The organism is Streptomyces sp. x-19 (assembly GCF_046549115.1).
Classification (GTDB): Bacteria; Actinomycetota; Actinomycetes; order Streptomycetales; family Streptomycetaceae; genus Streptomyces; species Streptomyces albulus_C.
On record NZ_JAJPWK010000009.1, the window covers coordinates 116,162 to 138,171 of the forward strand.

The window sequence follows — 22,010 nt, forward strand, 5'->3', positions numbered from 1 at the left end:
CCCAGGAGGTGACACCGATGACGACCAACACGCTCACCAAGCCCGCCCCCGCGGCCGCCGGCTCCACCGGCCCGTACGCCGCTCGCATCCAGCACGTCTCGAAGTCGTTCGGCCGACCCGGCGCGCAACAACAGGTGCTGGACAACATCAGCATCGACGTCACGCCCGGCGAATTCGTCTGCCTCCTGGGGGCCTCGGGGTGCGGCAAGTCCACCCTCCTCAGTCTCGTGGCCGGCCTGGACAAGCCGTCCGCCGGCACCATCGAGACGCCCGGCGGCCGCCCGGCGCTGATGTTCCAGGAGCACGCGCTGTTCCCGTGGCTGACCGCCGGCCGCAACATCGAACTGGCCCTGCGGATGCGCGGCGTGCCGCGCTCGGAACGCCGCGGCGAGGCCGAGCGGCTGCTCGAACTCGTCCGCCTCAAGGGCGCGTACGGCAAGCGGGTGCACGAACTGTCCGGCGGCATGCGCCAGCGGGTGGCGATGGCCCGGGCGCTGGCCCAGGACAGCCAACTGCTGCTGATGGACGAGCCGTTCGCGGCGCTCGACGCCATCACGCGCGACGTGCTACACGACGAGCTCACCCGGATCTGGCACGAGACCAACCTCTCGGTCCTGTTCGTCACCCACAACGTCCGGGAGGCGGTGCGGCTCGGCGAGCGCGTCGTGCTGCTGTCCTCCCGCCCCGGCCGGGTCGCCCGGGAGTGGCAGGTGGACATCCCCCAGCCGCGCCGCATCGAGGACTCCGCGGTCGCCGACCTGTCCGTCGAGATCACCGAACAGCTCCGTGGGGAGATCCGCCGCCATGGCCAGCACTGAGACCACCACGTCGTCCACCACCGGGAAGCCCGACGACGACCCCACCGGACCGGCCACCGCCCCCGACGCCGAGGCACCGGCCGGCCCGGCGGCCGACTCCCCGGCCGAAGCGGCTGCCGGAGCCACCGCTGAACTCGACACCACCGCTGCCGCGGCCGGCACCACGGTGTCCACCGGGACCCCGGCCACGGCGGCCGGGGAGTCCCGCCCCGCCGCCGGTGACCTCGCCGGTCTGGAGGCCGGGCTCGACGCGCTCGACTCCACCGTGGTCTCCCGACAGCCGTGGCTGCGCACCCTGCTGTCAAAGGCGTTCCCTCCCCTCATCGCGATCGTGATCGTGCTGGGGCTGTGGCAGCTCGCCTACCACTTCCAGCTCAAGCCCCACTACCTGTTGCCGAGTCCGCTCGACGTCTTCCGCTCGCTACAGCAGAAGTGGCTCGAAGGCACCCTGCTCAGCTTCGTGTGGACCAGCGTCTCCCGCGGCGCCCTCGGCTTCCTGGCGTCGGTCGCCATCGGCACCGTGCTCGGCCTGATCGTGGCCCGCGTCAAGCCGGTCCGGGCCGCGATCGGCCCGATCCTGAGCGGTCTGCAGTCCCTGCCCTCGGTGGCCTGGGTCCCGGCGGCGATCATCTGGTTCGGCCTGAGCGACGCCACCATCTACGCGGTGGTGCTGCTCGGCGCCGTCCCCTCGATCGCCAACGGGCTGGTGTCCGGCGTCGACCAGATATCCCCGCTGTACCTGCGGGCCGGCCGCACCGTCGGCGCGACCGGACTGGCCGGCGTCCGTCACGTACTGCTCCCCGCCGCGCTGCCCGGCTACCTCGCCGGGCTCAAGCAGGGCTGGGCGTTCTCCTGGCGGTCCCTGATGGCCGCCGAACTCATCGTCAACGCTCCCGATCTCGGTACCGGGCTGGGCCAGCTCCTGGAACAGGGCCGTGAACTGCAGGACATGTCCTGGGTGCTGGGCGCGATCCTGCTGATCCTGATCGTCGGCATCGGCATCGAGTTGTTGATCTTCGCCCCGATCGAGCGCCGGGTGCTGCGCAGCCGCGGCCTCCTCGTCAAGAGCTGAAACCATGAACGCACGCCCCACTCTCCTCGTCATCGCCCACGGCAGTCGCGACCCTCGGCACGCCGCAACCGTCACCGAGCTCTGCGCGCGGGTCCGGCAGCTGCGGCCGGGGCTGCGCGTGGAGGTCGGCTACCTCGACTTCAACGCGCCCCGGATCCCCCGGGTCCTGGAGCGCCTGTCGGACGACGACGTGCGGAACGTGGTGGCGCTTCCCCTCCTCCTCACTCGGGCCTTCCACGCGAAGACCGACATCCCCGCGGTGCTGCGGGAGGCCGTCGCACGACTGCCCCTGCTGACCGTCCATCAAGCCGAGGTACTCGGCCCGTCCCTCCTCCTGACCAGCGCGTTGGAGCGCCGGCTGGAGGAGGCCGGGCTGCGGCCCGGCGACCACCGCTCGACCGGGGTCGTGCTGGCCTCGGCGGGCTCCTCGGACCCGGAGGCGATCGCAGTGATCGCTGAAATCGCGCGGGAGTGGCGGCGCACCGCTCAATGGTGTGCCGTGCGATCTGCGTTCGCCTCCGCATCTCTTCCCCGGACGGCCGACGCCGTCCGGGCCCTGCGGGCCGAGGGCGTCCGGCGCGTCGCCGTCGCCCCGTACGTCATCGCGCCGGGCTTCCTGCCGGACCGGATCGCCGCCGGGGCGCGCGAGGCCCGCGCCGACATCCTCGCGCCCGTGCTGGGCGCCGCCCCCGAGCTGGCCCGGTTGCTGCTGCGCCGTTACGACCAGGCCGTCCGGGCCGGCGCCCGGGGCGACACGGCGGCCCTGACCGCCTGACCGGCAACGGCCACACTCCGCCCCGGCCCGCTCAGCTCGCCGCCACCACCGCCCCGCGCCCCGGCGGCGCGTCGGCGCGCCCCTTCTCGTACACCGTCAGGCCGCGCGCCAGGTGCAGGGGCACCAGCAACAGCTCGACGACCAGCGCCTTCCAGGCGTAGACGACGTTGACCGCCTTGGTGGCGTAGGCGCAGGGGATGTTCACCAGCACACCGCACAAGGGGAGTCTGCGGCGACGGGCGGCGTACACCAGGGGTGGCAGCGTCAACAACAGGTCGGCACCGGCCCACCAGGCGAAGGCGACGGGTGGTGACGCACCGGTCGTCGCGCTGAGCACGAACGGAGAGGCCCACCACAGCGGCGCGGTGAGGATCTCGAAGAGGGCCAGCAGCACCCACAGCGCGAGCAGCGGTTTGCGGACGAGCAACCGGCCGAGGTGGAGCCGGACGTTCTGGCAGAAGCCGGCCATCCAGCGGTTGACCTGTTTGCGGAAGTAGGTGAGGTCCTCCGGGTCGGCGGCGAGGGCGACCGCGTCGGAGACGTAGACCGCGCGTCTGCCGGCGATCTGCCGGGACCACGTGTAGTCCATGTCCTCGACGATGGTGCGCTCGGGGAACCCGCCGAAGGCCACCAGTTCCTCCCGTCGGAAGACCGAGCAGCACCCCGAGCAGACCATGGGGCTGTTGGCCCGCGCCTGGATGGGCCTATGAAAGTGGAAGCCGAAGAGGTACTCCGTGGAGCGCCCCCGCTCCCACACGGTGCGGGTGTGGCGGGTGCGGACCGTGCCCGCGGCGAGGGCCACTTGGGGGTCGTCGAAGACCGGGAGGACGCGTTGGAGGTAGTCCGGCGCGAGCACGGTGTCCGCGTCGACGGCCAGGACGAGGTCGGTGGTGCAGCGCGGGAGGGCGTAGTTCTGCGCCCGGGCCTTGCTGCCCAGGTTGCGCGGTGGGCGGAGCACCGTGGCGCCGTGCGCGGCGGCTACCTCGCCGGTGCGGTCGGTGGAGGCGTCGTCGACGACGAGGATGCGGTCGGGCGGGACCGTTTGCCGCGCGAGGGACTCCAACGTGGCCGGGAGTCCGGCCTCTTCGTTGTGGGCCGGGACGATGACGGTGACGCTGTGCATGGTGGGCTCCCCCCTGTCGTGCGGACCGCGCCGGCGAGGACGCAGAACAGTCCGATCACTCCGTAGACGATGGTGCTGATGCCGAGGAACGGCGTGACTCCGTGCATGTCACTGACGGTAGCCACGCTCGACCGCCCACGGTTCCGGAGGAACCCTCCTGTGGATAACTCGCCGCGCGGGAGGGGAGATTGACACTCCGCCCCGGACGGTTTCGGCTCAGCCCAGCGCGTCCATCAGGGCGGTGACATAGGCGTCCAGCCGCCCCTCCACGGCTCGGGTCGTCAGCTCCGTCCTCCCCGCCTCCCGCCATGGCTGCGACACCGACCGCGCTTCTTCCGAGCACGCCAGCCCGTCGCGCACCCGCCAGTACAGCCGCTCGCTCGCGGCCGCGGCCAGCACCCCACCGGCCTCCTCGTACGCCTCGGCGAACCGCAGACCCCACGCGGGGCCGTGCAGCAGCGCGAGATGGGTGGAGCAGTGCGCCACGTCGAGATCCGCCGGGCCCCAGGAGGTGGCCGCCCAGTCGACGACGCCGGTGATCCGGGCATCTGTCGGCCTTGCGGGCGGCACGTCGAACAGCACGTTGCCGGGGTGGAAGTCCCGGTGCAGGAATCGCCCTTCATAGGGTGGCGCGGGTTGGCGGATCACGTCGATCGCCGCGGCCCATGCCGCCGCGTCGGCGCCCTTCGGAGTCACGACGGTGTCGGCGGTCGTCAATGCCACATACTCCCGGGGCCGCTCAGCGGGTCGCAACGCGTGGATCGCCACGAGTTGACGGGCCAGCAGCGGGACCCGCGCCTCCAACCCCTCGTCGTCGAGGACCACCCGGCCCGCCAGATGCGTCATGAGGAGCGACGGATGCTCGCACTGCGCGCCGGTCGGATCAACCCCGACCAGGCCAGGAGCCGGAACCCCGCTCCCCGTGAGCAGGGTCAGGGCGCCGGCCTCCCTGTTCAGCCAGTCCTCGGCGTGCTCCGTGTCGACGAAGGTCCGCAGTACCAGGTCACGGGTGCCTCCGTCCCGCGCGCCGATGGTCAACCTCCGCATTTCGGCGGTGCTGCCGCCGTGCAGCGCCTCGGCCCTGACGATCCGTTCGTCGGCCTCCAGGTGACGGCTCACCCAAGCCAGTGCCGACGGTCGGACAACCGCTCCCTCGTCGTGGTGTGTCACCGTGCCGAGCCCGGTCCCTTCAACTGCTTCTGCTGACGGCGGACCGCCTCACCACCACACTCACGCACGGTGAACGTCCACGGGCACGATCCGCCGACGAGAAGTCTCGGTCACGGACGCAACGACGCCGGCCGTCGCGCCCCGTGGGGGCGAGCACGACGGCCGGCGTGCGGTGCGGAGCTGTCCGATCGACTACTCGACGATCTTCAGCAGCTTGTTGGGCGTGCCCTGCCCGGGGTTGCTGATCTTGTCCGGGGTCGCCCCGTCCGTCAGCGCCTTCTCCACGTCGGCCGGCTTGGCGTCCTTGTGGTCGGCCAGGTAGACCGCGGCGGCGCCCACGACGTGCGGGGTCGCCATCGACGTACCGGAGATGGTCTTGGTGGCGTCGTCGCTGTTGTTCCAGTCCGAGGTGATGTCGGAGCCCGGAGCGTAGAGGTCGACGACGCTGCCGTAGTTGGAGAAGTCGGACTGCTGGTCGTCCTTGGTGCTGGAGGCCACCGTGATGGCCTCCTTGACGCGCGCCGGGGAGCCCTGGCCCGCGTCGGTGGACTCGTTGCCGGCCGCGACGCCGAAGGTGACACCGGAGTCGATGGCCTTCTTCACGGCCGCGTCGAGCGCCTCGTCGGCGCCGCCGCCGAGGGACATGTTGGCGACCGAGGGGCCCTTGTGGTTCTTGGTGACCCAGTCGATGCCCGCGACGACCTGCTCGGTGGTGCCGGAGCCCTGCCCGTCGAGCACCTTGACGGCGACCAGCTTCACCTTCTTCGCGACGCCGTGGGCGGTGCCGCCGATGGTGCCGGAGACGTGGGTGCCGTGGCCGTTGTCGTCCTCGGCCTTGTTGCTGTTGTCGATGGCGTTGAAGCCGTACGACGCGCGACCGCCGAAGTCCTTGTGGCTGATGTGGATGCCGGTGTCGATGACGTACGCGGTGACGCCGTCGCCCGCGCTGTCCGGGTAGTTGTACTTGCCGTCACCCTTGGTGTCGGTCTGGTCGATCCGGTCCAGGCCCCACGACGGCGGGTTGTCCTGGGTGCCGTCGGCGTGGAACGTGTGGTTCTGGACGACCTTGTCGACGGCCGGGTCGGCCGCCAGGCGCTTGGCGTCCTCGCTGGACAGGCCGGTGGTCGAGAAGCCGTCGAGCGCGGAGGTGAAGGTCCGCTTGACCTTGCCGCCGTACTTGGAGGCCAGGTCGCCGCTCTCGGCGGCGCGCACCGCGGCGGACTTCTTCAGCAGCACGATGTAGCTGCCCTTGACGGCGCCCTTGGCGTCGGCGCCGTAGATCTTGCCCTCGGCGGCGGGCGACGCGCCCGCGGTGACCGCAGTGACGGCGGCGATGCCAGTGGCGGCCACAACGGCGGATATCGCCGTGACGAGCCGCTTCTTGCTGGAACGCTTATGAGCCATGGCGAGGGTTCTCCTCGTTCGTGGTGTGGGGGGAAGCGTTGCGAAGTGCCCGAAGGGACCGGAAAGGCTCCACCGGGCTGGCTCGAAACCCTGTCGGATTGACGGGTGCAATTCAAGGCCCGCCAGGCCGTGTGAGATTCGCAACAACCCTGCGAAAAGGCAAAGCCCCACATAACTGTTCATAAGAACCTGGCGAGTTGACGGACAGTGACTCAACCCGCTTAACGTTCACGCAATGAAAGGGGACGGCTGACGATGCGTTTGCATTTTCAACCGTCCCGCTGTGGCATGCTCGCGCCCCGCAAGCCGTGTACCGGCGGTTACCCCTGCGGGAGTTGGGCCTCGATGAGGTCGGCGGCCCGCACACTGCCCCCCTCCTGCGCCATCTCCGCGCGGACCCGGTCGAGCGCCGCGGCCACACCGGCGTCGTCGACCACCGCGCGCACCGCCGCCCCCAGCGCCTCCGCGGTGACCTGCCCCTTCGTCAGCTGCCGGGCGACGCCCAACGACTGCAACGCGTCCGCGTTCATGAACTGGTCGGCGGCCTGCGGTACGCACACCATGGGCACCCCGTTCGCCAGCCCCTCCTGACTGCCGCCCATCCCGGCGTGGGTGACGAACGCGTCCGCCTGCCGGAGGACCGCCACCTGCGGGACCCAGGTGTGCACCTCGATGTTGTCCGGGACCGCACCGAGCGCGGCCGGATCAGTGGACTTCCCGATCTGGAGCACCACGTGCCAGTCCGGTCGGCCGCCGAACGCCTCGATGCAGGACCGGTAGACGTCCGGGGCCTCGGTGAACACCGACCCCAGCGAGACCAGCAACACCTTGGCGCCCGGCGCGAGACCGGCCGGCCGCCGCCAGTCGCCCTGCGCGGAGCGGTCGCCCTGGCAGGAGCCGACGAAGGTGAAGATCGACCCGTCGACCCGGTCCGCGTGCGGCTGCATGGCCCGGGGGACCAGGACCAGCCCGCGGGCGGGCCGGGCGGCCAGGTGGTCCGGCTCCGCGAGGTCCGCCATGTCGTGCTCGGCCAGCCAGGACCGGAAGCGGGCGTAGTAGGCGCGGCCGCGCTCGGTGCTGCGCAGTTCCTCCCGCATCGCCTCGGCAGCCTCCTCCTCGTAGCCGTCCCAGGCGACGACGTGCGGGGCCAGTTGCACGGCCGGGACCCCCCACCGGCGGGCGAGGAGCGGGGCCGGGAACGCGGCGCTGTCGTGGAGCACCAGGTCGGGGGTGTCGCCCTCGTAGGCCGCGGCGAGTTGCGGCAACGCCTGCATCGCGTCGTCGAGGAACGGCTCCAGTTGGTCGAGGAGTTCGGTGCCCCACCCCTGCGGGTCGTCGGCGGCAGGCAGGACGGAGGTCCACGGTCGGGGTTCGGCGCCGACGGCGGCGACGAGGTCGGCGAACTCGGCGGGCACGGCGTAGGTGACGCGGTGCCCCCGGTCGACCAGCTCACGGATCACGTCGAGGTTCGGCTGGACGTGGCCGTGGGCCGGGATGCTGAACATGGCGAGGTGCGAGCGGCGTTGAGGCATACCCCGCACCCTAAGCGAGACGATACGTATCGTGCAATCTTGAAGGGGCGTCACCCCCGGCCGACGGAGGGCGACTCCCCTTGGCCGGAAGCCCCCTGCGGGCCAGGGACGGACGGGCTCCAGAGCGCCTCGTGGCACCTGCGAGACTGGGCGCGAGATCGCACCGCAGGAGGCATCCGATGACCGAATCCAGCCCCGCCTTCACCGAGGCGCGCGCCCGGGACGTGCTGGCCGCGGCCGGGCACCCCGAGGCGGCGGCGGACGCCCGACTGCTCGCGCTCGGCGAGAACGCCGTCTTCGCCCTGGGCGAGCGGGGCGTGGTGGTGCGGGTCGGCCGCAGCCCGGAACTGCTGGCACGCGCCGAGCGGGAACTGGCCGTCGCCCAGTGGCTGGCGGCGCAGGACGTACCGGCCGTGCGGGCCGCGGAGCCGACCGCCCGGCTCGTCGACGGGCATCCGGTGACGTACTGGCGGCGGCTTCCGGAGGCCGTCCGCCCGGCCCGGCCGCAGGACCTCGCGGCGCTGCTGCGGCTCGTCCACGCGCTGCCCGAGCCGCCGTTCGCACTCCCCCGGCGCGAACTGCTGGACGGCGTGGAGCGCTGGCTGCGGTTGGCCGGCGATGCCGTGTCACCGTCCGACGCGGAGTACCTGCGCGGCCGGCGGGACGCCTTCGCACTCGCCGCGACGGCGCTGGAACCGCACCTGCCGCGCGGCCCGATCCACGGCGACGCGCTGCCCCGCAACGTCCACATCGGGCCGGACGGCCCCGTCCTGGTCGACCTGGAGACCTTCTCCTCGGACCTGCGCGAGCACGACCTGGTCGTGATGGCGCTCAGCCGGGACCGCTACGGCCTGGGCGCCGAGGCATACGACACCTTCGCCTCGGTGTACGGCTGGGACGTGCGGGACTGGGAGGGCTGCGCGGTGCTGCGCGGGTCCCGGGAGACGGCCAGCTGTGCCTGGGTCTCCCAGCATGCGCCCGGGAACCCCGCCGCACTGGGGGAGTTCCGCCGCCGGATCGCCTCGCTGCGCGAGAAGGACGCGGCGGTCCGGTGGTACCCGTTCTGAGCCCGCGCCCCGGCCACCGCCCGCCGGCGGGCCGGTCCGCTCAGCGCTGGTAGGGGATCAGCGGCCAGGCCGCCTCGACTATCGCCTCCGGGTCACCGCAGCGGCGCAGATACGCCTGGAACGATGCGGCCTGCTGGGCGGCGGCCTGCTCCTGGAGGACGTGCAGGGCGCGCGGCGCGGGCAGCGCGACGGCCGGGTACTCCTCGCCGATGCGGCGGGCGACACCGGCCGCGGCCACCGCGTCGGCGCCGGCCTCGTGTGCGCCGTCCAGCGGGACCCCGTAGTGCCCGCAGAGCGCCTGGAGCGCGCGCTTGCCCTTGCGGTAGCGGTCCACGTGCTTGTCGAGGACGAGCGGGTCGATGACCGGGGCGGGCGGGTGGCCGAGCCGCTCGCTCAGCGTCGGCACGCCGTGGCGGCGGCACTCGCGGTCGAGCAGCGAGAGGTCGTAGCGCGCGTTCATCACCACCAGCGGGACGTCCGCGCGCAGCACTTCGGCGAGTGCCTCGGTGATCTCCGCTATCGCGGCGGCGGGCGCGCGGCCGTGCTCGCGGACGTAGGCGGTCGACATGCCGTGGATCTGCGCGGCCTCGTCCGGGATCGGGACGCCCGGGTCGACGAGCCAGGACTGCTGCCCGGCCACCTCACCGTCGCCCTCCAGCCGGATCAGTGCGGCCGTGACGATGCGGTCGTGCTCGACGTCGGTGCCCGTGGTCTCCAGGTCGAAACCGACCAACAACTCCCGATGCCAGCTCATGCCGACCCCCTCTTCCGCCCGGCCCCGCACGGGCGCGGCGCGCACCCCTCCTCGATGCTCCGCCGGCCTCCGGCCGGTCGGACCCCCACGCAGCGCTGACTCATGCGGCCTCCTTCGGTGGTACCTCCCCCGTGGTGCGACCACTCTGCCACGCACCACTGACAACGGGCCGGGCCGCCCGCCGCCGCACCGTGCGCAGGCCGGTTCAGGAGACCGGCCGCGAGTCCGCCCAGACGCTCTCGAACTCCTCGCGGTAGATCTCGAAGAGCCCGTGGTCGACGTCCCGGCCGCCGCGGGCGTCCTGGCGCACCAGGTCGCGGCCGCCACCGCGCAGCACGAACACCGGCGACTCCATCCCGCGGCTCTTGCGGAGGTAGGGCTGGACGACGGCTATCCCGTCGGGCCCGTCGCCGTCGACGAGGTAGGCGGTGAAGCGGGGGGTCTCGTCGAAGACCTGGATCTCGAAGGCGCCCGGGTCGTGCAGGCGGGCCCGGACCCGCCGCATGTGCAGGATGTTCATCTCGATGGAGCGGCTCATCTCGCCCTTCTTGAGGCCGATTTCGCGCTCCCGGCGGCGGACCGCGCTGCTGGCCGGGTTGAGGAAGAGCAGTCGGACCCGGCACCCGGACTCGGCGAGCCGGACCAGTCGGCGGCCGGAGTAGTTCTGGACCAGGAGGTTGAGTCCTATGCCCACCGCGTCGAGGCGTCGGGCGCCGCCGAAGAGGTCCTCCGCGGGCAGCTGGCGCTGGAGGCGGACCCGGTCGGGGTGCACTCCGACGACGTCGGCGTACCGGTCGCCGACGAGGTCCTCGACGGCGTCGATGGGCAGCCGTCCGGACATCCGGGTGCCGGCCCCGGACCCGAGGACGTCCAGCAGTCGGGCGGAGGCCCGCTCGGCCTGGGCCAGGACGGTCTCGGACAGCGCGCGGTTGCGGGAGACGATGTTGCGGGCGACCTCCAGCTCGTCGAGGACCAGCTCGACCTCGCGCCGGTCGTCCACGTAGGGCTCGAAGCAGGGCCAGTGCTGGACCATCAGCTCGCGCAGCTGCGGGAGGGTCAGGAAGCTGACGATGTTGTCGTCGGCGGGGTCGAGGAGGTAGCCCTTGCGGCGGCTGACCTCGCGGACCGCGACCGCGCGCTGGACCCACTCCTGGCCCGCGGGTCCGGCCGCCGCGATGACCCATTCGTCGCCGTGCACCGGCTCGTAGATGGGGCGCAGCACGGCTGCGACGACGGCCCGCAGCCGCTGCTCGACGAGATTCAGCCAGATGTAGGCGCGTCCGGCCCGGCGGGCCCGGGTGCGCACCTCGCTCCAGTCCTCGGCCCCCCAGTCGAGTTCGGCACCGATCTCCAGCGGTCGGGCCAGGGACACCGTGCCGGGCGGTGCGTCAACGGAGCCGCCCTCGTGGCCCTCATGACTCTCGTCACCAGGGGGCAACTCCAGCCCGCCGCTCACCTGCCACCGCCTTCCGAACCCCCGTGCCAACGATCAAGGCAGACTACTGCGGCGCGGGGAGCGGTGCAGCAGGATGCCGTGAGTCGGATGCCAACTCCCCTTGCCCATGGTGCCGGTTGTGACCGGAAAGCGCGGTGGGAGTGAGCGGTTTCATAGCCGCCACGGGGGGTGGCCTCCTATTACCGCCCACGCGATGGAGTGTCCCGGCGGTGAGCCGTTGACAGCACTTTGTGCACCGGGCCGCGCGGGGGTGCCCACATTTGGCCGGGGCGCCGCTGGCGAACTGCACACATGTGAGGTAGTCCGTGGCCAAGACGCCGCTTTTGGGGTAGCCCTAGCATTCCGCCTGCCCGCGCCGGCCGCGGCCCGACGACCGCCGGCCCCCGATCAGCGCACGGTACGACAATCCGACATCGCCGGAGATCCGTCAGCTTTCAGCGGAGTTCACACGAAAATCTCCCGTCATCCGGCAGTTTGGACACGTTGGGAAGGATTCCGATTCGGCCCGCGGACGCGTGTCGTGGAGTCGCCGCCGCCCGTAGAGAAAGTGGAAGTGTCTACGCATGCAGGTCTGGCCGGGACAGATGTATCCGTTGGGTGCCACCTATGACGGTGCGGGCACCAACTTCGCGGTGTTCTCCGAAGCCGCCACGCGCATCGAACTGTGTCTGCTGCACGACGACGGGTCGGAGACCGCCGTCGAGCTGCGCGAGTCCGACGCCTTCGTACGGCACGCGTATCTGCCGGGGATCATGCCGGGGCAGCGCTACGGCTTCCGCGCGCACGGCCCCTACGAGCCGGAACGCGGGCAGCGCTGCAATTCCGCCAAGCTGCTCCTCGACCCGTACGCGCGGGCGATGAGCGGCGTGATCGATTGGGACGAGGCGGTCTACGGCTACCACTTCGGCCGTCCCGAGGTCCGCAACGACCTGGACTCGGCACCGCACACCATGGCGTCGGTGGTGGTCAACCCGTACTTCGACTGGGGCGACGACCGCCCGCCGCGCACCGCGTACCACGAGACGGTGCTCTACGAGGCCCACGTGAAGGGCCTGACGATGCGGCATCCGGAGCTGCCGGAGGAACTGCGCGGCACGTACGCGGCGCTGGCGCACCCGGCGATCATCGACCACCTGACGAAGCTCGGGGTCACCGCCCTGGAACTGATGCCGGTGCACCAGTTCGTCCAGGACCACCGGCTGGTGGACGCCGGCCTGACCAACTACTGGGGCTACAACACGATCGGGTTCTTCGCGCCGCACAACGCCTACGCGTCCTGGGGGGACCGCGGGCAGCAGGTGCTGGAGTTCAAGACCGCGGTGCGGGCCCTGCACCAGGCCGGCATCGAGGTCATCCTCGACGTCGTCTACAACCACACCGCCGAGGGCAGCCACCTGGGACCGACGCTGTCCTTCCGGGGGCTGGACAACGCCTCGTACTACCGGCTGTCGGACGACCTGCGCTACTACATGGACACCACGGGCACCGGGAACTCCCTGCTGATGCGCAGCCCGCACGTGCTCCAGTTGGTGATGGACTCGCTGCGCTACTGGGTGCAGGAGATGCGCGTGGACGGGTTCCGGTTCGACCTGGCGGCGACGCTGGCGCGGCAGTTCCACGAGGTGGACCGGCTGTCGTCGTTCTTCGACCTGGTGCACCAGGACCCGGTGGTCAGCCAGGTGAAGCTGATCGCCGAGCCGTGGGACGTCGGGGAGGGCGGCTACCAGGTGGGGAACTTCCCGCCGCTGTGGACGGAGTGGAACGGGAAGTACCGGGACACCGTGCGGGACCTGTGGCGGGGCGAGCCGCGCACCCTGGCGGACTTCGGGTCCCGGTTGGCCGGCTCGTCGGACCTCTACCAGGAGGACGGGCGACGGCCGCTCGCCTCGGTCAACTTCGTCACCTGCCACGACGGTTTCACCCTGCGCGACCTGGTCTCGTACAACGACAAGTACAACGAGGACAACGGCGAGGACAACCGGGACGGCGAGCGCTTCAACCGGTCCTGGAACTGCGGGACGGAGGGGCCGACCGACGACCCCTCGGTGCGGCGGCTGCGGCTGCGGCAGATGCGGAACTTCCTCGCCACGCTGATGCTGTCGCAGGGCGTGCCGATGCTCAGCCACGGCGACGAGTTCGGCCGCAGCCAGCGCGGCAACAACAACGCGTACTGCCAGGACGGGGAGCTGACCTGGGTGCGGTGGCCGGAGCGGGAGGCGGCCGGCGCCGCGGACGATCCCGAGGCGGCCCAGGACGCCGCGGGCACGGCGGACGAGGAACGGGCGGACCGGGCGGCGCTGCTGGCGTTCGTGCGGCAGATGGTGTGGCTGCGGCGGGACCATCCGGTCTTCCGGCGGCGGCGGTTCTTCCAGGGGCACCCGATGGAGGGCGCCCACGACGAGCTGTCCGACATCGCCTGGTTCACCGCGGCCGGCACCGAGATGGGCACCCGCGACTGGCAGTCCGTCCACGCCAAGTCGCTGGCCGTGTTCCTCAACGGGAGCTCGATCTCCGAACCCGGTCCGCGCGGCGAGCCGATCACCGACGACTCGTTCCTGCTGATGTTCAACGCCCACGACCAGGAGAAGGAGTTCACCGTCCCGGAGCACCTGGGACGGCAGTGGCAGGTCGTGGTGGACACCGACCGGCCGGAGGCGGCGGCGGACGGCCGGGGCGCCAAGGTCAAGGGCGGCGACCGGCTGGTGCTGGTCGGCCGGAGCCTGGTGGTGCTCCAGCGGCCGGCCTGAGCCGTCCGGTGCGGCCCCCGCGACGCCCCGGGGGCGCGCGGGGCTCAGGAGGTCTGCGCGCGGTCCGCCGCGGCCTCCTCCGGTCCGGCCGGGGAGATGCGCAGCGGCGCGGTGGACCGGTGACCGGCGCGGGTGGTGAGGGCGACGACGAGGACGAGCACCGCCGCGCCGACCGCGACCGCGAAGGCGGCGGACGGGCCGTACATGTCGGCGAGCCGCCCCGAGAGGGCCAGCGCCACGGCCTGGCCGCCGACCACCGCGCTGGTGAGGAAGGCCATCGACTCGGCCAGCCGGGCGGCCGGCACCAGGCGTTCGGTGAGCCCGAAGAGGGTGATCAGGTGCGGCGCGAAGGCCACCCCGAGCACCACCACGACCAGGTAGAGCGCCCCCATCGACCGCACGAAGAGCAGCGGCACGGACAGCACGATGAGCGCGACGGCGGCCGCCCGCCAGCGGGCCGGCAGGCCGATCCGGGCCGGCACCAGCGCGAGCGAGAGCCCCGCGACCGCACTCATCACGCCCATCGCCGCGTACACCAGGCCCGCCTGGGCGGGCTGGTGGAGGCGTTCGGTGAGCGCGGTGATGCCGGCCTGGCAGGCGCCGAACATGGCGCCCTGGAGGGCCGTCGAGACGCGCATGGCGTGCACCGCGCGGGGCATCCGGGTGCGGGCCGGGCGGGCGGTCCGCGGGGCCCGGTCCGCGGCGGGCCGGTCCGCGGCGGGCCGCACCGCCACCGCCGTCGGGTGCAGGGCGAACGCCGAGCCGCAGACCGCCAGCAGCACCGCGGCCAGCCCCAGCGCCACCGCCGGGTGGACCAGCGTGGCGGCCAACCCCACCAGCGCCGGCCCGAGCACGAACGACACCTCGTCCAAGGTGCCCTCCAGGGAGAGCGCCGCGCTCACCAGCCGGTCGTCGGCCCGCGCGCGGTGCGCCAGCGCGACCAGCCGGGTGCGGGCCAGCGGGCCGATCTGCGGCACGCTGGCCCCGGCCAGCAGGCCCAGCAGGGCCAACGGGGGCGTCGCCGTGCGGGCCAGCGCGGCCGTCACCAGGGCGGCCACCGCGAGCGCGTTGACCCAGCAGGCGATCAGCACCACCGGCCGCTGGCCGTGGCGGTCCGCGAGCCGCCCGATCAGCGGGCCGGCGACCGTCTGACCCGCCGCCAGCGCGCCGCCCACCAGACCCGCGGTCGTCAGCGAACCGCTCGTCTCGGCCACCAGCAACACGCTGCCGAGCTGGCACATGGCGGTCGGCAGCCGGCCGAGGAACGACACGACGGGCAGCAACGGCCCGCTCAGGGCGAGCACCCGGCGGTAGGTGGTGGTGACAGCGGTCATCACAAGAAGCTATCCGCCACACCTGCACGATTCGTACGGGTGGTACGTACGAAGCCTTATCGCCGGCCGACCCGATGGTTCAGAGGAAGGCACCACGGGCAGGACGCCCCGGGATGACGCAACCCGATGACAGAACGGGCCCCCGGCGGGGTACGGGTGTTCCCATGACGCAGCCTTCGAGTCCGTCGCCGACCGCCACCTACCGGCTGCAGCTCCAGCCGGACTTCCCGTTCGCCGCAGCCGAGCGGGCGGTGCCGTACCTCGCCGCGCTCGGAGTCTCCCACCTGCACCTGTCACCGGTGCTGGAGGCGGTGCCGGGATCCTCGCACGGCTACGACGTGACCTGCCACGCGGCGGTCCGGGCCGAGCTGGGCGGCGAGGAGGGACTGCGGGCGCTGGCGGCGACGGCCCGGGCGCACGGCCTCGGACTGGTCGTCGACATCGTGCCCAACCACATGGCGGTGCCCGTACCGCTGTCGCTCAACGAGCCGCTGTGGGAGGTGCTGCGCGACGGTCCGACGTCGCCGTACGCGCGCTGGTTCGACGTCGACTGGGACGGCGGGCACGAGGGGCGGCTGCTGCTGCCCGTACTGGAGGGGCGGATCGGGGACGAGCTGTCCCGGTTCCGGGTCGAGGGGCGGGTGCTGCACTACGGAGAGCAGGTCTTCCCCTTGCGTCCCGGTACCGAGCGGCTGCCGCTGGAACGCCTCCTGGGGGCGCAGTGGTACCGCCTCGCCTGGTGGCGGCTGGCCCGCACGGAGCTCAACTACCGGCGGTTCTTCACCATTTCGGAGCTGATCGGGATCCGCGTCGAGGACCCGGAGGTGTTCGACGCCACGCACCGGACGGTGCTGCGGCTGGTCCGGGAGGGGGTCGTCGACGGGCTGCGCATCGACCATCCGGACGGGCTGGTGGATCCGGGCGGCTACCTGGCGCGGCTGCGGGCCGGCACGAAGGGCTGCTGGACCGTGGTGGAGAAGATCCTCACGGGTGCGGAGCGGCTCCCGGACGGCTGGGCGTGCGCGGGCACCACGGGCTACGACGCGCTCCACCACATCGACGGGCTGTTCGTGTGCCCGCAGGGCGCCGGGCGGCTGTTCTCGCACTACCGGGACTTCGTCACCCCGTTGGCCGACGAGGGCGGCGACTGGGAGGAGACGGTGCGGCGGGCCGCCTACGAGGTCGTCGAACACGACCTGGCGGCGGAGGTCGAGCGCCTGGTGCGGACCGCGGCCCGGATCGCCCAACGGGTGCCCAGGCCGGGCGACCACGCCCCGTGGGCGCTGCGCCAGGCGGTCCGGGAACTCCTGGTGCGGCTGCCGGTCTACCGGCCCTACGCCGGCGACACCAACGACGCCGCGCGGGCGGCGGCGGACGCGACGATGCTGGCCGGCGCGGCGGAGCGGGCCCGGGCCACCTTCCGGGTGCCGGAGGAGGCCGGGGCGGTGGACCTCGTCCACGACCTGGCGCTGGGGCGGTTCGCGCCCGGTGGGGACGGCGCCGCGGGCCGAGGGGACCCGGCGGCGGACCACGGCGCCGTGGACGGGGACGTCGCGGGCTTCGCGGCGCGGTTCGCGCAGACCGCGTCGGCGCTGCACGCCAAGTCCGTGGAGGACACCGCCTTCTACCGCTACCCGGTGCTGCTGTCGGCGTGCGAGGTAGGCGGCGATCCCGGGGAACCGGCGCTGGGGCCCGGGACGTTCCACGAGTACTGCGCACGGATGCAGCGGGACTGGCCGCAGAGCGGCACGGTGCTCTCCACGCACGACACCAAGCGCAGCGCCGACGTGCGGGCCCGGATCGCGGTGCTGTCGGAGTGCCCGGACCGGTGGCGGGACGTACTGGGCGTGGTGGCCGAAGGGCGGGACGTCGCGGACGGCGCGCCGCCGGTGGATCCGATGGTGGTCTGGACGGCCTGGCAGACCGCGTTCGGGCTGGGCACGTCCGACGCCGACGGTGCGGGCGCGGAGGCGGCGGTCGGCGACCGCGGGGAGCGGCTGACGCCCGCGGTGCTCAAGGCCGTGCGGGAGGCGGGGCTGCGCACCACCTGGACGGAGCAGGACGCGGTCTACGAGGAGCGGGTGGCGGAGTTCGTCCGGAGCGGGCCGGGCGGCCCGGTGGCGGACCAACTGGCCGCGCTGGAGGCGGAGCTCGCCCCGTTCGTCCGCGCGAACGTCCTCGGCGCGACGCTGCTGCACCTGACCGTGCCCGGCGTCCCCGACCTCTACCAGGGCACCGAGCAGGAGTACGCGGCGCTGGTCGATCCGGACAACCGGCGGCCGCCGCGGTTCGCTGCGGAGCTGCTCGCGGAACTGGACGGCGGGGCCGCGCCGACCGGTCCGTCCGCCGAGAAGCTGTGGCTGACGGCCAGTGCGCTGCGGCTGCGGCGGGCGCACCCGGAGTGGTTCGGCGCCGCCGCCTCGTACGAGCCGCTGGCCGTGGAGGGCCCGGCGGCCGAGCACTGCGTGGCGTTCGTCCGCGCGGGGCGGGTGGTGACGGCGGTGACCAGGTTGTCGCTGCGACTGCGGGAGACCGGTGGCTGGTGGGACACCGTGCTGCGGCTGCCCCCGGGCGGCGAGTGGCGGGAGGCGCTCACCGGCCGCGCGCTGGCGGGCGGCAGTGCGGTGGGGGTGGACGGCCTCCTGGCGGACTGGCCGGTGGCCCTGCTCGTACGGGAATAGCCCCGGACGCGGCGGAGGGCGCACCGCAACCGGCGTACTGATGGTGCGTCAGATGTAGTTGTCGGCCCCCGCCCCCGGAGGGGTTCGGTGAACCGAGCGTCCACACCGGCGGGTCCGACCCACACGACGCCGCTGACGCCGCGACGCCTCGGCGCGCCCGGTGGCCATCACCGCTTGGGCGGGGCCTGACGTTCGGTCAGGACGTAGTCCACGTGGCCGAACCTGATGTGGTCGCCGGGTCCGACCGCTATCTCGCCGACCAGCCGGCGCCCGTTGACGCAGGTGCCGTTGGTGGAGCCGAGGTCGCGCAGCATCCAGCCGGTGCCCTCGCTGCGCAGCTCGGCGTGGTTGCGGGAGACCGTCTCGTGGTTGAGTCGCAGGCCGACGCCCGGGGCCCGCCCGATCGACAGCGGGAACGGCCCGGGCTCCGGCAGCAGCAGCTTCGGCAGCCGCTCCGTGCGCCACGCCCTGCGCAGCCGGATGTGGAACGCCGACACCCGGCCGACCATCCGCAGTACCAGCCCCTGGACCTTGCCGTGCCGCTCCAAATCGGCCGTCGCCAGCGCGAGTTCGGAGTGCTGCTGGGCCGACAGGACGAGTTCCAACCGGCGCAGGAAGGTGTCCTGGGACAGCCGTCCCTCCGCCGCGCCGTCGCGCAGCAGCTCAAGGGCGCGTTCCCGATCCGCGTCCGAAGGCCGCGCGGGGAACTGGAGCGAAGTCATGGCGCAATTCTCCGGCCTGCGGTGAGCCGGTGTCCAGGCAACGTCGGTGCCCCACCGCACCGCGTCCTTTCGTCCGGGGCGGCGGCGTGCTTTCGTCGTCGGGAAGCGGGTCGGCGCCTGCCGCGGCGGCCGGGCCGGAGCGACGAAGGAGGACGACCGTGCTGTTCGAGGTATGGGCACCCGAGGCCGGGCGGGTCGCCCTCCACTGGGCCGGCGACCGGTCCGACGCGCCCCCGGTGGAGCTGGCGCGCGATCCCGCCCGCCCCGGTTGGTGGCGCGCCGACGCACCGGCCGGCGACGGCGACCGCTACGCCTTCCGACTGGACGGGGGCCCGGCGCGGCCCGATCCGCGCGCCGCCCGGCTGCCGGAGGGACCCGGCGGGCCCGGCGCGGTCGTCGAGCACGCCCGGTTCGCCTGGCGACACCCGTGGCCCGGCCGGCCGCTGCCCGGCGCGGTCCTCTACGAGCTGCACGTCGGGACGTACACCCCCGAAGGCACCTTCGACGCCGCCGCGGCCCGACTCGGCCACCTCGCCGACCTCGGCGTCACCCACGTCTCCTTGATGCCCGTCTGCCCGTTCCCCGGGACCCACGGGTGGGGGTACGACGGGATCGCGCCCTGGGCGGTGCACGAGCCGTACGGCGGCCCCGACGGGCTGAAGCGGTTCGTGGACGCCGCGCACGGCCACGGCCTCGGGGTGGTCCTCGACGTGGTGCACAACCACCTCGGCCCGTCCGGGAACCACCTCCCGGAGTTCGGCCCGTACTTCACCGACACCCACCACACGCCCTGGGGGGCGGCGGTCAACCTCGACGCCCCCGGTTCCGACGACGTCCGCCGCTACCTCATCGACAGCGCGCTCGGCTGGCTGCGCGACTACCGCATCGACGGGCTGCGGCTGGACGCCGTGCACGCCCTGCACGACGACCGCGCCCAGCACTTCCTGGCCGAACTGTCCGCCGCCGTGGACGCGCTCGCCGCCCAGCAGCGCCGTCCGCTGTTCCTGATCGCCGAGTCCGACCGCAACGACCCGCGCACCACCGCGCCGCGGGCGAGCGGCGGCCTGGGCCTGCACGCCCAGTGGAACGACGACTTCCACCACGCCCTGCACACCGCACTGACCGGCGAATCCCACGGCTACTACGCCGACTTCGCGCGCGCCCCGCTCGCCGCCCTCGCCAAGACCCTCACCGGCGGCTTCTTCCACGACGGCAGCCACTCCAGCTTCCGCGGGCGCCGCCACGGCGCCCCCCTGGACCTCCGGGCCACCCCACCGCACCGGCTGCTCGGCTACGCGCAGACCCACGACCAGATCGGCAACCGCGCGTACGGCGACCGGCTCACCGCCACCCTCTCCCCCGGCCTGCTCGCCTGCGCCGCCGCGCTGGTCCTCTGCGCCCCGTTCACCCCGATGCTCTTCATGGGCGAGGAGTGGGGCGCGCGCACCCCCTGGCAGTACTTCACCGACCACCCGGACCCGGAGCTTGCGGAGGCCGTACGGGCCGGCCGGCGGCGCGAGTTCGCGGCGCAGGAGGGCGGCGCGGCGCACGGCGACGGGCTCGGCGCCGACTGGCCGGACCCACAGGATCCGGCCACCCGCGACCGGTGCGTCCTGGACTGGGCCGAACCGTCCGCCGCGCCGCACGCCGCCCTGCTCTCCTGGTACCGCGGTCTCCTCGCCCTGCGCCGCACCCACCCCGCGCTGACCGACCCCGACCCCTCCCGCACCCACGTCTCCCACGACGAGGACGCCCGCTGGCTGGTGCTCCGCCGCGGCCCCGTCCACCTGGCCGTCAACCTCGCCCCGAGCGGTACGGCCGCCGTCCCGCTCGCCCCGTCCACGGCGCCCGCGACGGACGCACCGCGGGGCACCGCGCCGGCCCCGGCGACCGACTACCGCGCGGCGGCCGGTTGGCCGCACCCGGTGTTGCCGGACGACGGCGGGATGCTGCACCTGCCGGCGGAGTCCGTGGCGGTGGTCGTCGAGGAACCGCCCGGGACGCCGCGCGCGAAGGGGGAGCGTGCGTGATCGTGCTCAGCGACCCTCGGGTGGCGGACGTCCCGGTGCGGGACTGCGGCGAACCGTTGGCCGAGGTGACGGCGCTCCCCCGCGTGACCCTGGACCCGGGGGAGCGGGACCCGGACGGGGCGTACGGGCGGGTCCGGGCCGGTGTGTGCGCACGGTTGCGGACGGCCGTCGCCGGGCTGCCGGCGGGCTGGGGGTTCCTGGTGGTCGAGGGGCACCGCAGCAGCGCCGAGCAGGCCCGGCGGTTCGCCCGCTACCAGGACCGCCTGCGCGCCGCGGGCCACACCGACCCCGCGGAACTGCGCCGCCGGACGGCCGCGTTCGTCGCCCCGGTCGAGGTGGCCCCGCACTGCACGGGGGCGGCCCTGGACCTGACGCTGGTGGATGACCGGGGCCAGGCGCTGGACATGGGCGGTGCGGTGAACGGTCACCGCACGGGCGACGAGGAGCGCTGTCCGTTCGACGCCCGGGGGCTGCCGGCGCGGGCCCGACACCACCGCGCCCTCCTCGGCCGGGCCCTGGGCGGGGCCGGTTTCGTGAACTATCCCAGCGAGTGGTGGCACTGGTCCTACGGGGACCGCTACTGGGCGCTGCTCACCGGGGCCAGGTGCGCCGTCTACGGTCCGGTCTGAGGGGCGCGGCGGCGGTGCGGACTCGCCCGCGTCCCCTCACCGCGAGAACTCCTCGACCAGGGCCTTGCAGAAGGCGGGCAGGTCCGCCGGTTTACGGCTGGTGACGAGGGTGTTGGCGGCCTGGGTGCAGACCACGACCGGCCGGTCGACCCAGGTGCCGCCGGCGTTGCGGATGTCGGTGCGCAGACTGGGCCAGGAGGTGAGGGTGCGGCCCCGCACGACGTCGGCCTCGATCAGGGTCCAGGGGGCGTGGCAGATGGCCGCGACCGGTTTGCCGGTCTCGAAGAAGGACGCGATGAGGGCGATGGCGCCCCGGTCCAGGCGGAGCGCGTCGGGGTTGGCCACCCCGCCGGGCAGGGCCAGGGCGTCGAACTCCGCGACGGACGCCGCGTCCACGGTCAGGTCGACGGGGAAGGTGTCGGCCTTGTCCAGGTGGTGGAACGCCTGGACGCGGCCCGACCTGGTGGAGATCAGGGTGGGCTTGCCGCCCGCGGCGATCACCGCCTGCCAGGGCTCGGTCAGCTCGACCTGTTCGGTGCCCGCGGGGGCCACCAGAAACGCCACCTGCATGGTGCGTTCACTTCCCTTCGTCCGGACGGCCGGAGGACCGGACGGCGGCTTCCCGGGGGGCCGGAAAACGACGGTCGGCCGGTGGGGAGACATCCCTACCGACCGACCATAGCGGGAGGAACGGGG

The 22,010-nt window shown here is 73.2% G+C and carries 16 protein-coding genes and 1 pseudogene; 8 read left to right on the forward strand and 9 right to left on the reverse strand.

Annotated features, from left to right (window positions below; translation table 11 throughout):
• Window positions 1-17 precede the first annotated feature (17 nt).
• Genes ACLJT4_RS22300 through ACLJT4_RS22310 form a run of 3 tightly spaced genes read left to right on the forward strand, consistent with a single transcriptional unit; the run spans window position 18 to window position 2,665 of the window.
• Entirely contained in the window at window positions 18-818 is an 801-nt protein-coding gene (locus ACLJT4_RS22300; RefSeq protein WP_275462454.1) for an ABC transporter ATP-binding protein, read from the forward strand.
• Window positions 805-1,890: an ABC transporter permease gene (locus ACLJT4_RS22305; RefSeq protein ID WP_411124452.1), complete on the forward strand. Its 1,086-nt coding sequence runs from the start codon at window positions 805-807 to the stop codon at window positions 1,888-1,890. The genes ACLJT4_RS22300 and ACLJT4_RS22305 overlap by 14 nt, the downstream gene beginning before the upstream one ends.
• A gap of 4 nt (window positions 1,891-1,894) precedes the next feature.
• Window positions 1,895-2,665, forward strand: a complete 771-nt coding sequence (locus tag ACLJT4_RS22310) for a sirohydrochlorin chelatase (RefSeq protein WP_411124454.1) — start codon at window positions 1,895-1,897, stop codon at window positions 2,663-2,665.
• Between the two features lie 31 nt (window positions 2,666-2,696).
• Here the strand turns inward: ACLJT4_RS22310 and ACLJT4_RS22315 are convergent, their stop codons facing one another.
• The 4 genes and pseudogenes from ACLJT4_RS22315 to ACLJT4_RS22330 all read right to left on the reverse strand — a co-directional run bounded on the left by ACLJT4_RS22315 (window position 2,697) and on the right by ACLJT4_RS22330 (window position 7,931).
• A complete protein-coding gene (locus ACLJT4_RS22315) occupies window positions 2,697-3,788 on the reverse strand; it encodes a glycosyltransferase family 2 protein (RefSeq protein ID WP_411124456.1) in 1,092 nt (363 codons plus the stop codon).
• Between the two features lie 216 nt (window positions 3,789-4,004).
• Window positions 4,005-4,907 carry a phosphotransferase family protein gene (locus ACLJT4_RS22320; protein ID WP_411124458.1) on the reverse strand — a complete coding sequence of 301 codons (903 nt, stop codon included), beginning with the start codon at window positions 4,905-4,907 and terminating at the stop codon, window positions 4,005-4,007.
• Between the two features lie 243 nt (window positions 4,908-5,150).
• Window positions 5,151-6,362, reverse strand: coding sequence for a S8 family peptidase (locus ACLJT4_RS22325; RefSeq protein ID WP_411124460.1), 1,212 nt, complete (start codon window positions 6,360-6,362; stop codon window positions 5,151-5,153).
• Between the two features lie 320 nt (window positions 6,363-6,682).
• A pseudogene (locus ACLJT4_RS22330) lies at window positions 6,683-7,931 on the reverse strand (macrolide family glycosyltransferase).
• 142 nt (window positions 7,932-8,073) lie between these two features.
• Between ACLJT4_RS22330 and ACLJT4_RS22335 the strand changes: the two are divergent.
• Window positions 8,074-8,961, forward strand: coding sequence for an aminoglycoside phosphotransferase family protein (locus ACLJT4_RS22335; protein ID WP_020931394.1), 888 nt, complete (start codon window positions 8,074-8,076; stop codon window positions 8,959-8,961).
• A gap of 40 nt (window positions 8,962-9,001) precedes the next feature.
• On the opposite strand, the gene ACLJT4_RS22340 is transcribed toward ACLJT4_RS22335, so the two are convergent.
• Both ACLJT4_RS22340 and ACLJT4_RS22345 read right to left on the reverse strand, forming a co-directional pair.
• A complete protein-coding gene (locus tag ACLJT4_RS22340; protein WP_411124463.1) occupies window positions 9,002-9,715 on the reverse strand; it encodes an exonuclease domain-containing protein in 714 nt (237 codons plus the stop codon).
• A gap of 205 nt (window positions 9,716-9,920) precedes the next feature.
• Complete coding sequence (locus ACLJT4_RS22345; RefSeq protein ID WP_411124465.1) at window positions 9,921-11,171, reverse strand: SAV2148 family HEPN domain-containing protein; 1,251 nt, start codon at window positions 11,169-11,171, stop codon at window positions 9,921-9,923.
• Window positions 11,172-11,734: 563 nt separating this feature from the next.
• Between ACLJT4_RS22345 and glgX the strand changes: the two genes are divergently transcribed.
• Complete coding sequence (glgX, locus tag ACLJT4_RS22350; RefSeq protein WP_411124467.1) at window positions 11,735-13,918, forward strand: glycogen debranching protein GlgX; 2,184 nt, start codon at window positions 11,735-11,737, stop codon at window positions 13,916-13,918.
• Between the two features lie 44 nt (window positions 13,919-13,962).
• Here the strand turns inward: glgX and ACLJT4_RS22355 are convergent, their stop codons facing one another.
• Entirely contained in the window at window positions 13,963-15,252 is a 1,290-nt protein-coding gene (locus ACLJT4_RS22355) for an MFS transporter (RefSeq protein WP_411124469.1), read from the reverse strand.
• Window positions 15,253-15,416: 164 nt separating this feature from the next.
• On the opposite strand from ACLJT4_RS22355, the gene treY reads away from it, so the two are divergent.
• A complete protein-coding gene (gene treY / locus ACLJT4_RS22360) occupies window positions 15,417-17,933 on the forward strand; it encodes a malto-oligosyltrehalose synthase (protein ID WP_411124471.1) in 2,517 nt (838 codons plus the stop codon).
• 167 nt (window positions 17,934-18,100) lie between these two features.
• Here treY and ACLJT4_RS22365 read toward each other — a convergent pair whose 3' ends face one another.
• The gene (locus tag ACLJT4_RS22365; RefSeq protein WP_331246700.1) at window positions 18,101-18,655 is read right to left on the reverse strand and encodes a DUF1707 and FHA domain-containing protein; all 555 of its coding nucleotides are present in this window, start codon (window positions 18,653-18,655) and stop codon (window positions 18,101-18,103) included.
• A 158-nt stretch (window positions 18,656-18,813) separates the two neighbouring features.
• On the opposite strand from ACLJT4_RS22365, the gene treZ reads away from it, so the two are divergent.
• Window positions 18,814-20,685, forward strand: coding sequence for a malto-oligosyltrehalose trehalohydrolase (gene treZ, locus ACLJT4_RS22370; protein ID WP_411124474.1), 1,872 nt, complete (start codon window positions 18,814-18,816; stop codon window positions 20,683-20,685).
• Window positions 20,682-21,314, forward strand: coding sequence for a M15 family metallopeptidase (locus ACLJT4_RS22375; protein ID WP_411124476.1), 633 nt, complete (start codon window positions 20,682-20,684; stop codon window positions 21,312-21,314). Before treZ ends, ACLJT4_RS22375 begins: the two co-directional genes overlap by 4 nt.
• Before the next feature lie 36 nt (window positions 21,315-21,350).
• Here ACLJT4_RS22375 and ACLJT4_RS22380 read toward each other — a convergent pair whose 3' ends face one another.
• Window positions 21,351-21,884 carry a type 1 glutamine amidotransferase domain-containing protein gene (locus tag ACLJT4_RS22380; protein ID WP_411124478.1) on the reverse strand — a complete coding sequence of 178 codons (534 nt, stop codon included), beginning with the start codon at window positions 21,882-21,884 and terminating at the stop codon, window positions 21,351-21,353.
• Window positions 21,885-22,010: the final 126 nt, after the last annotated feature.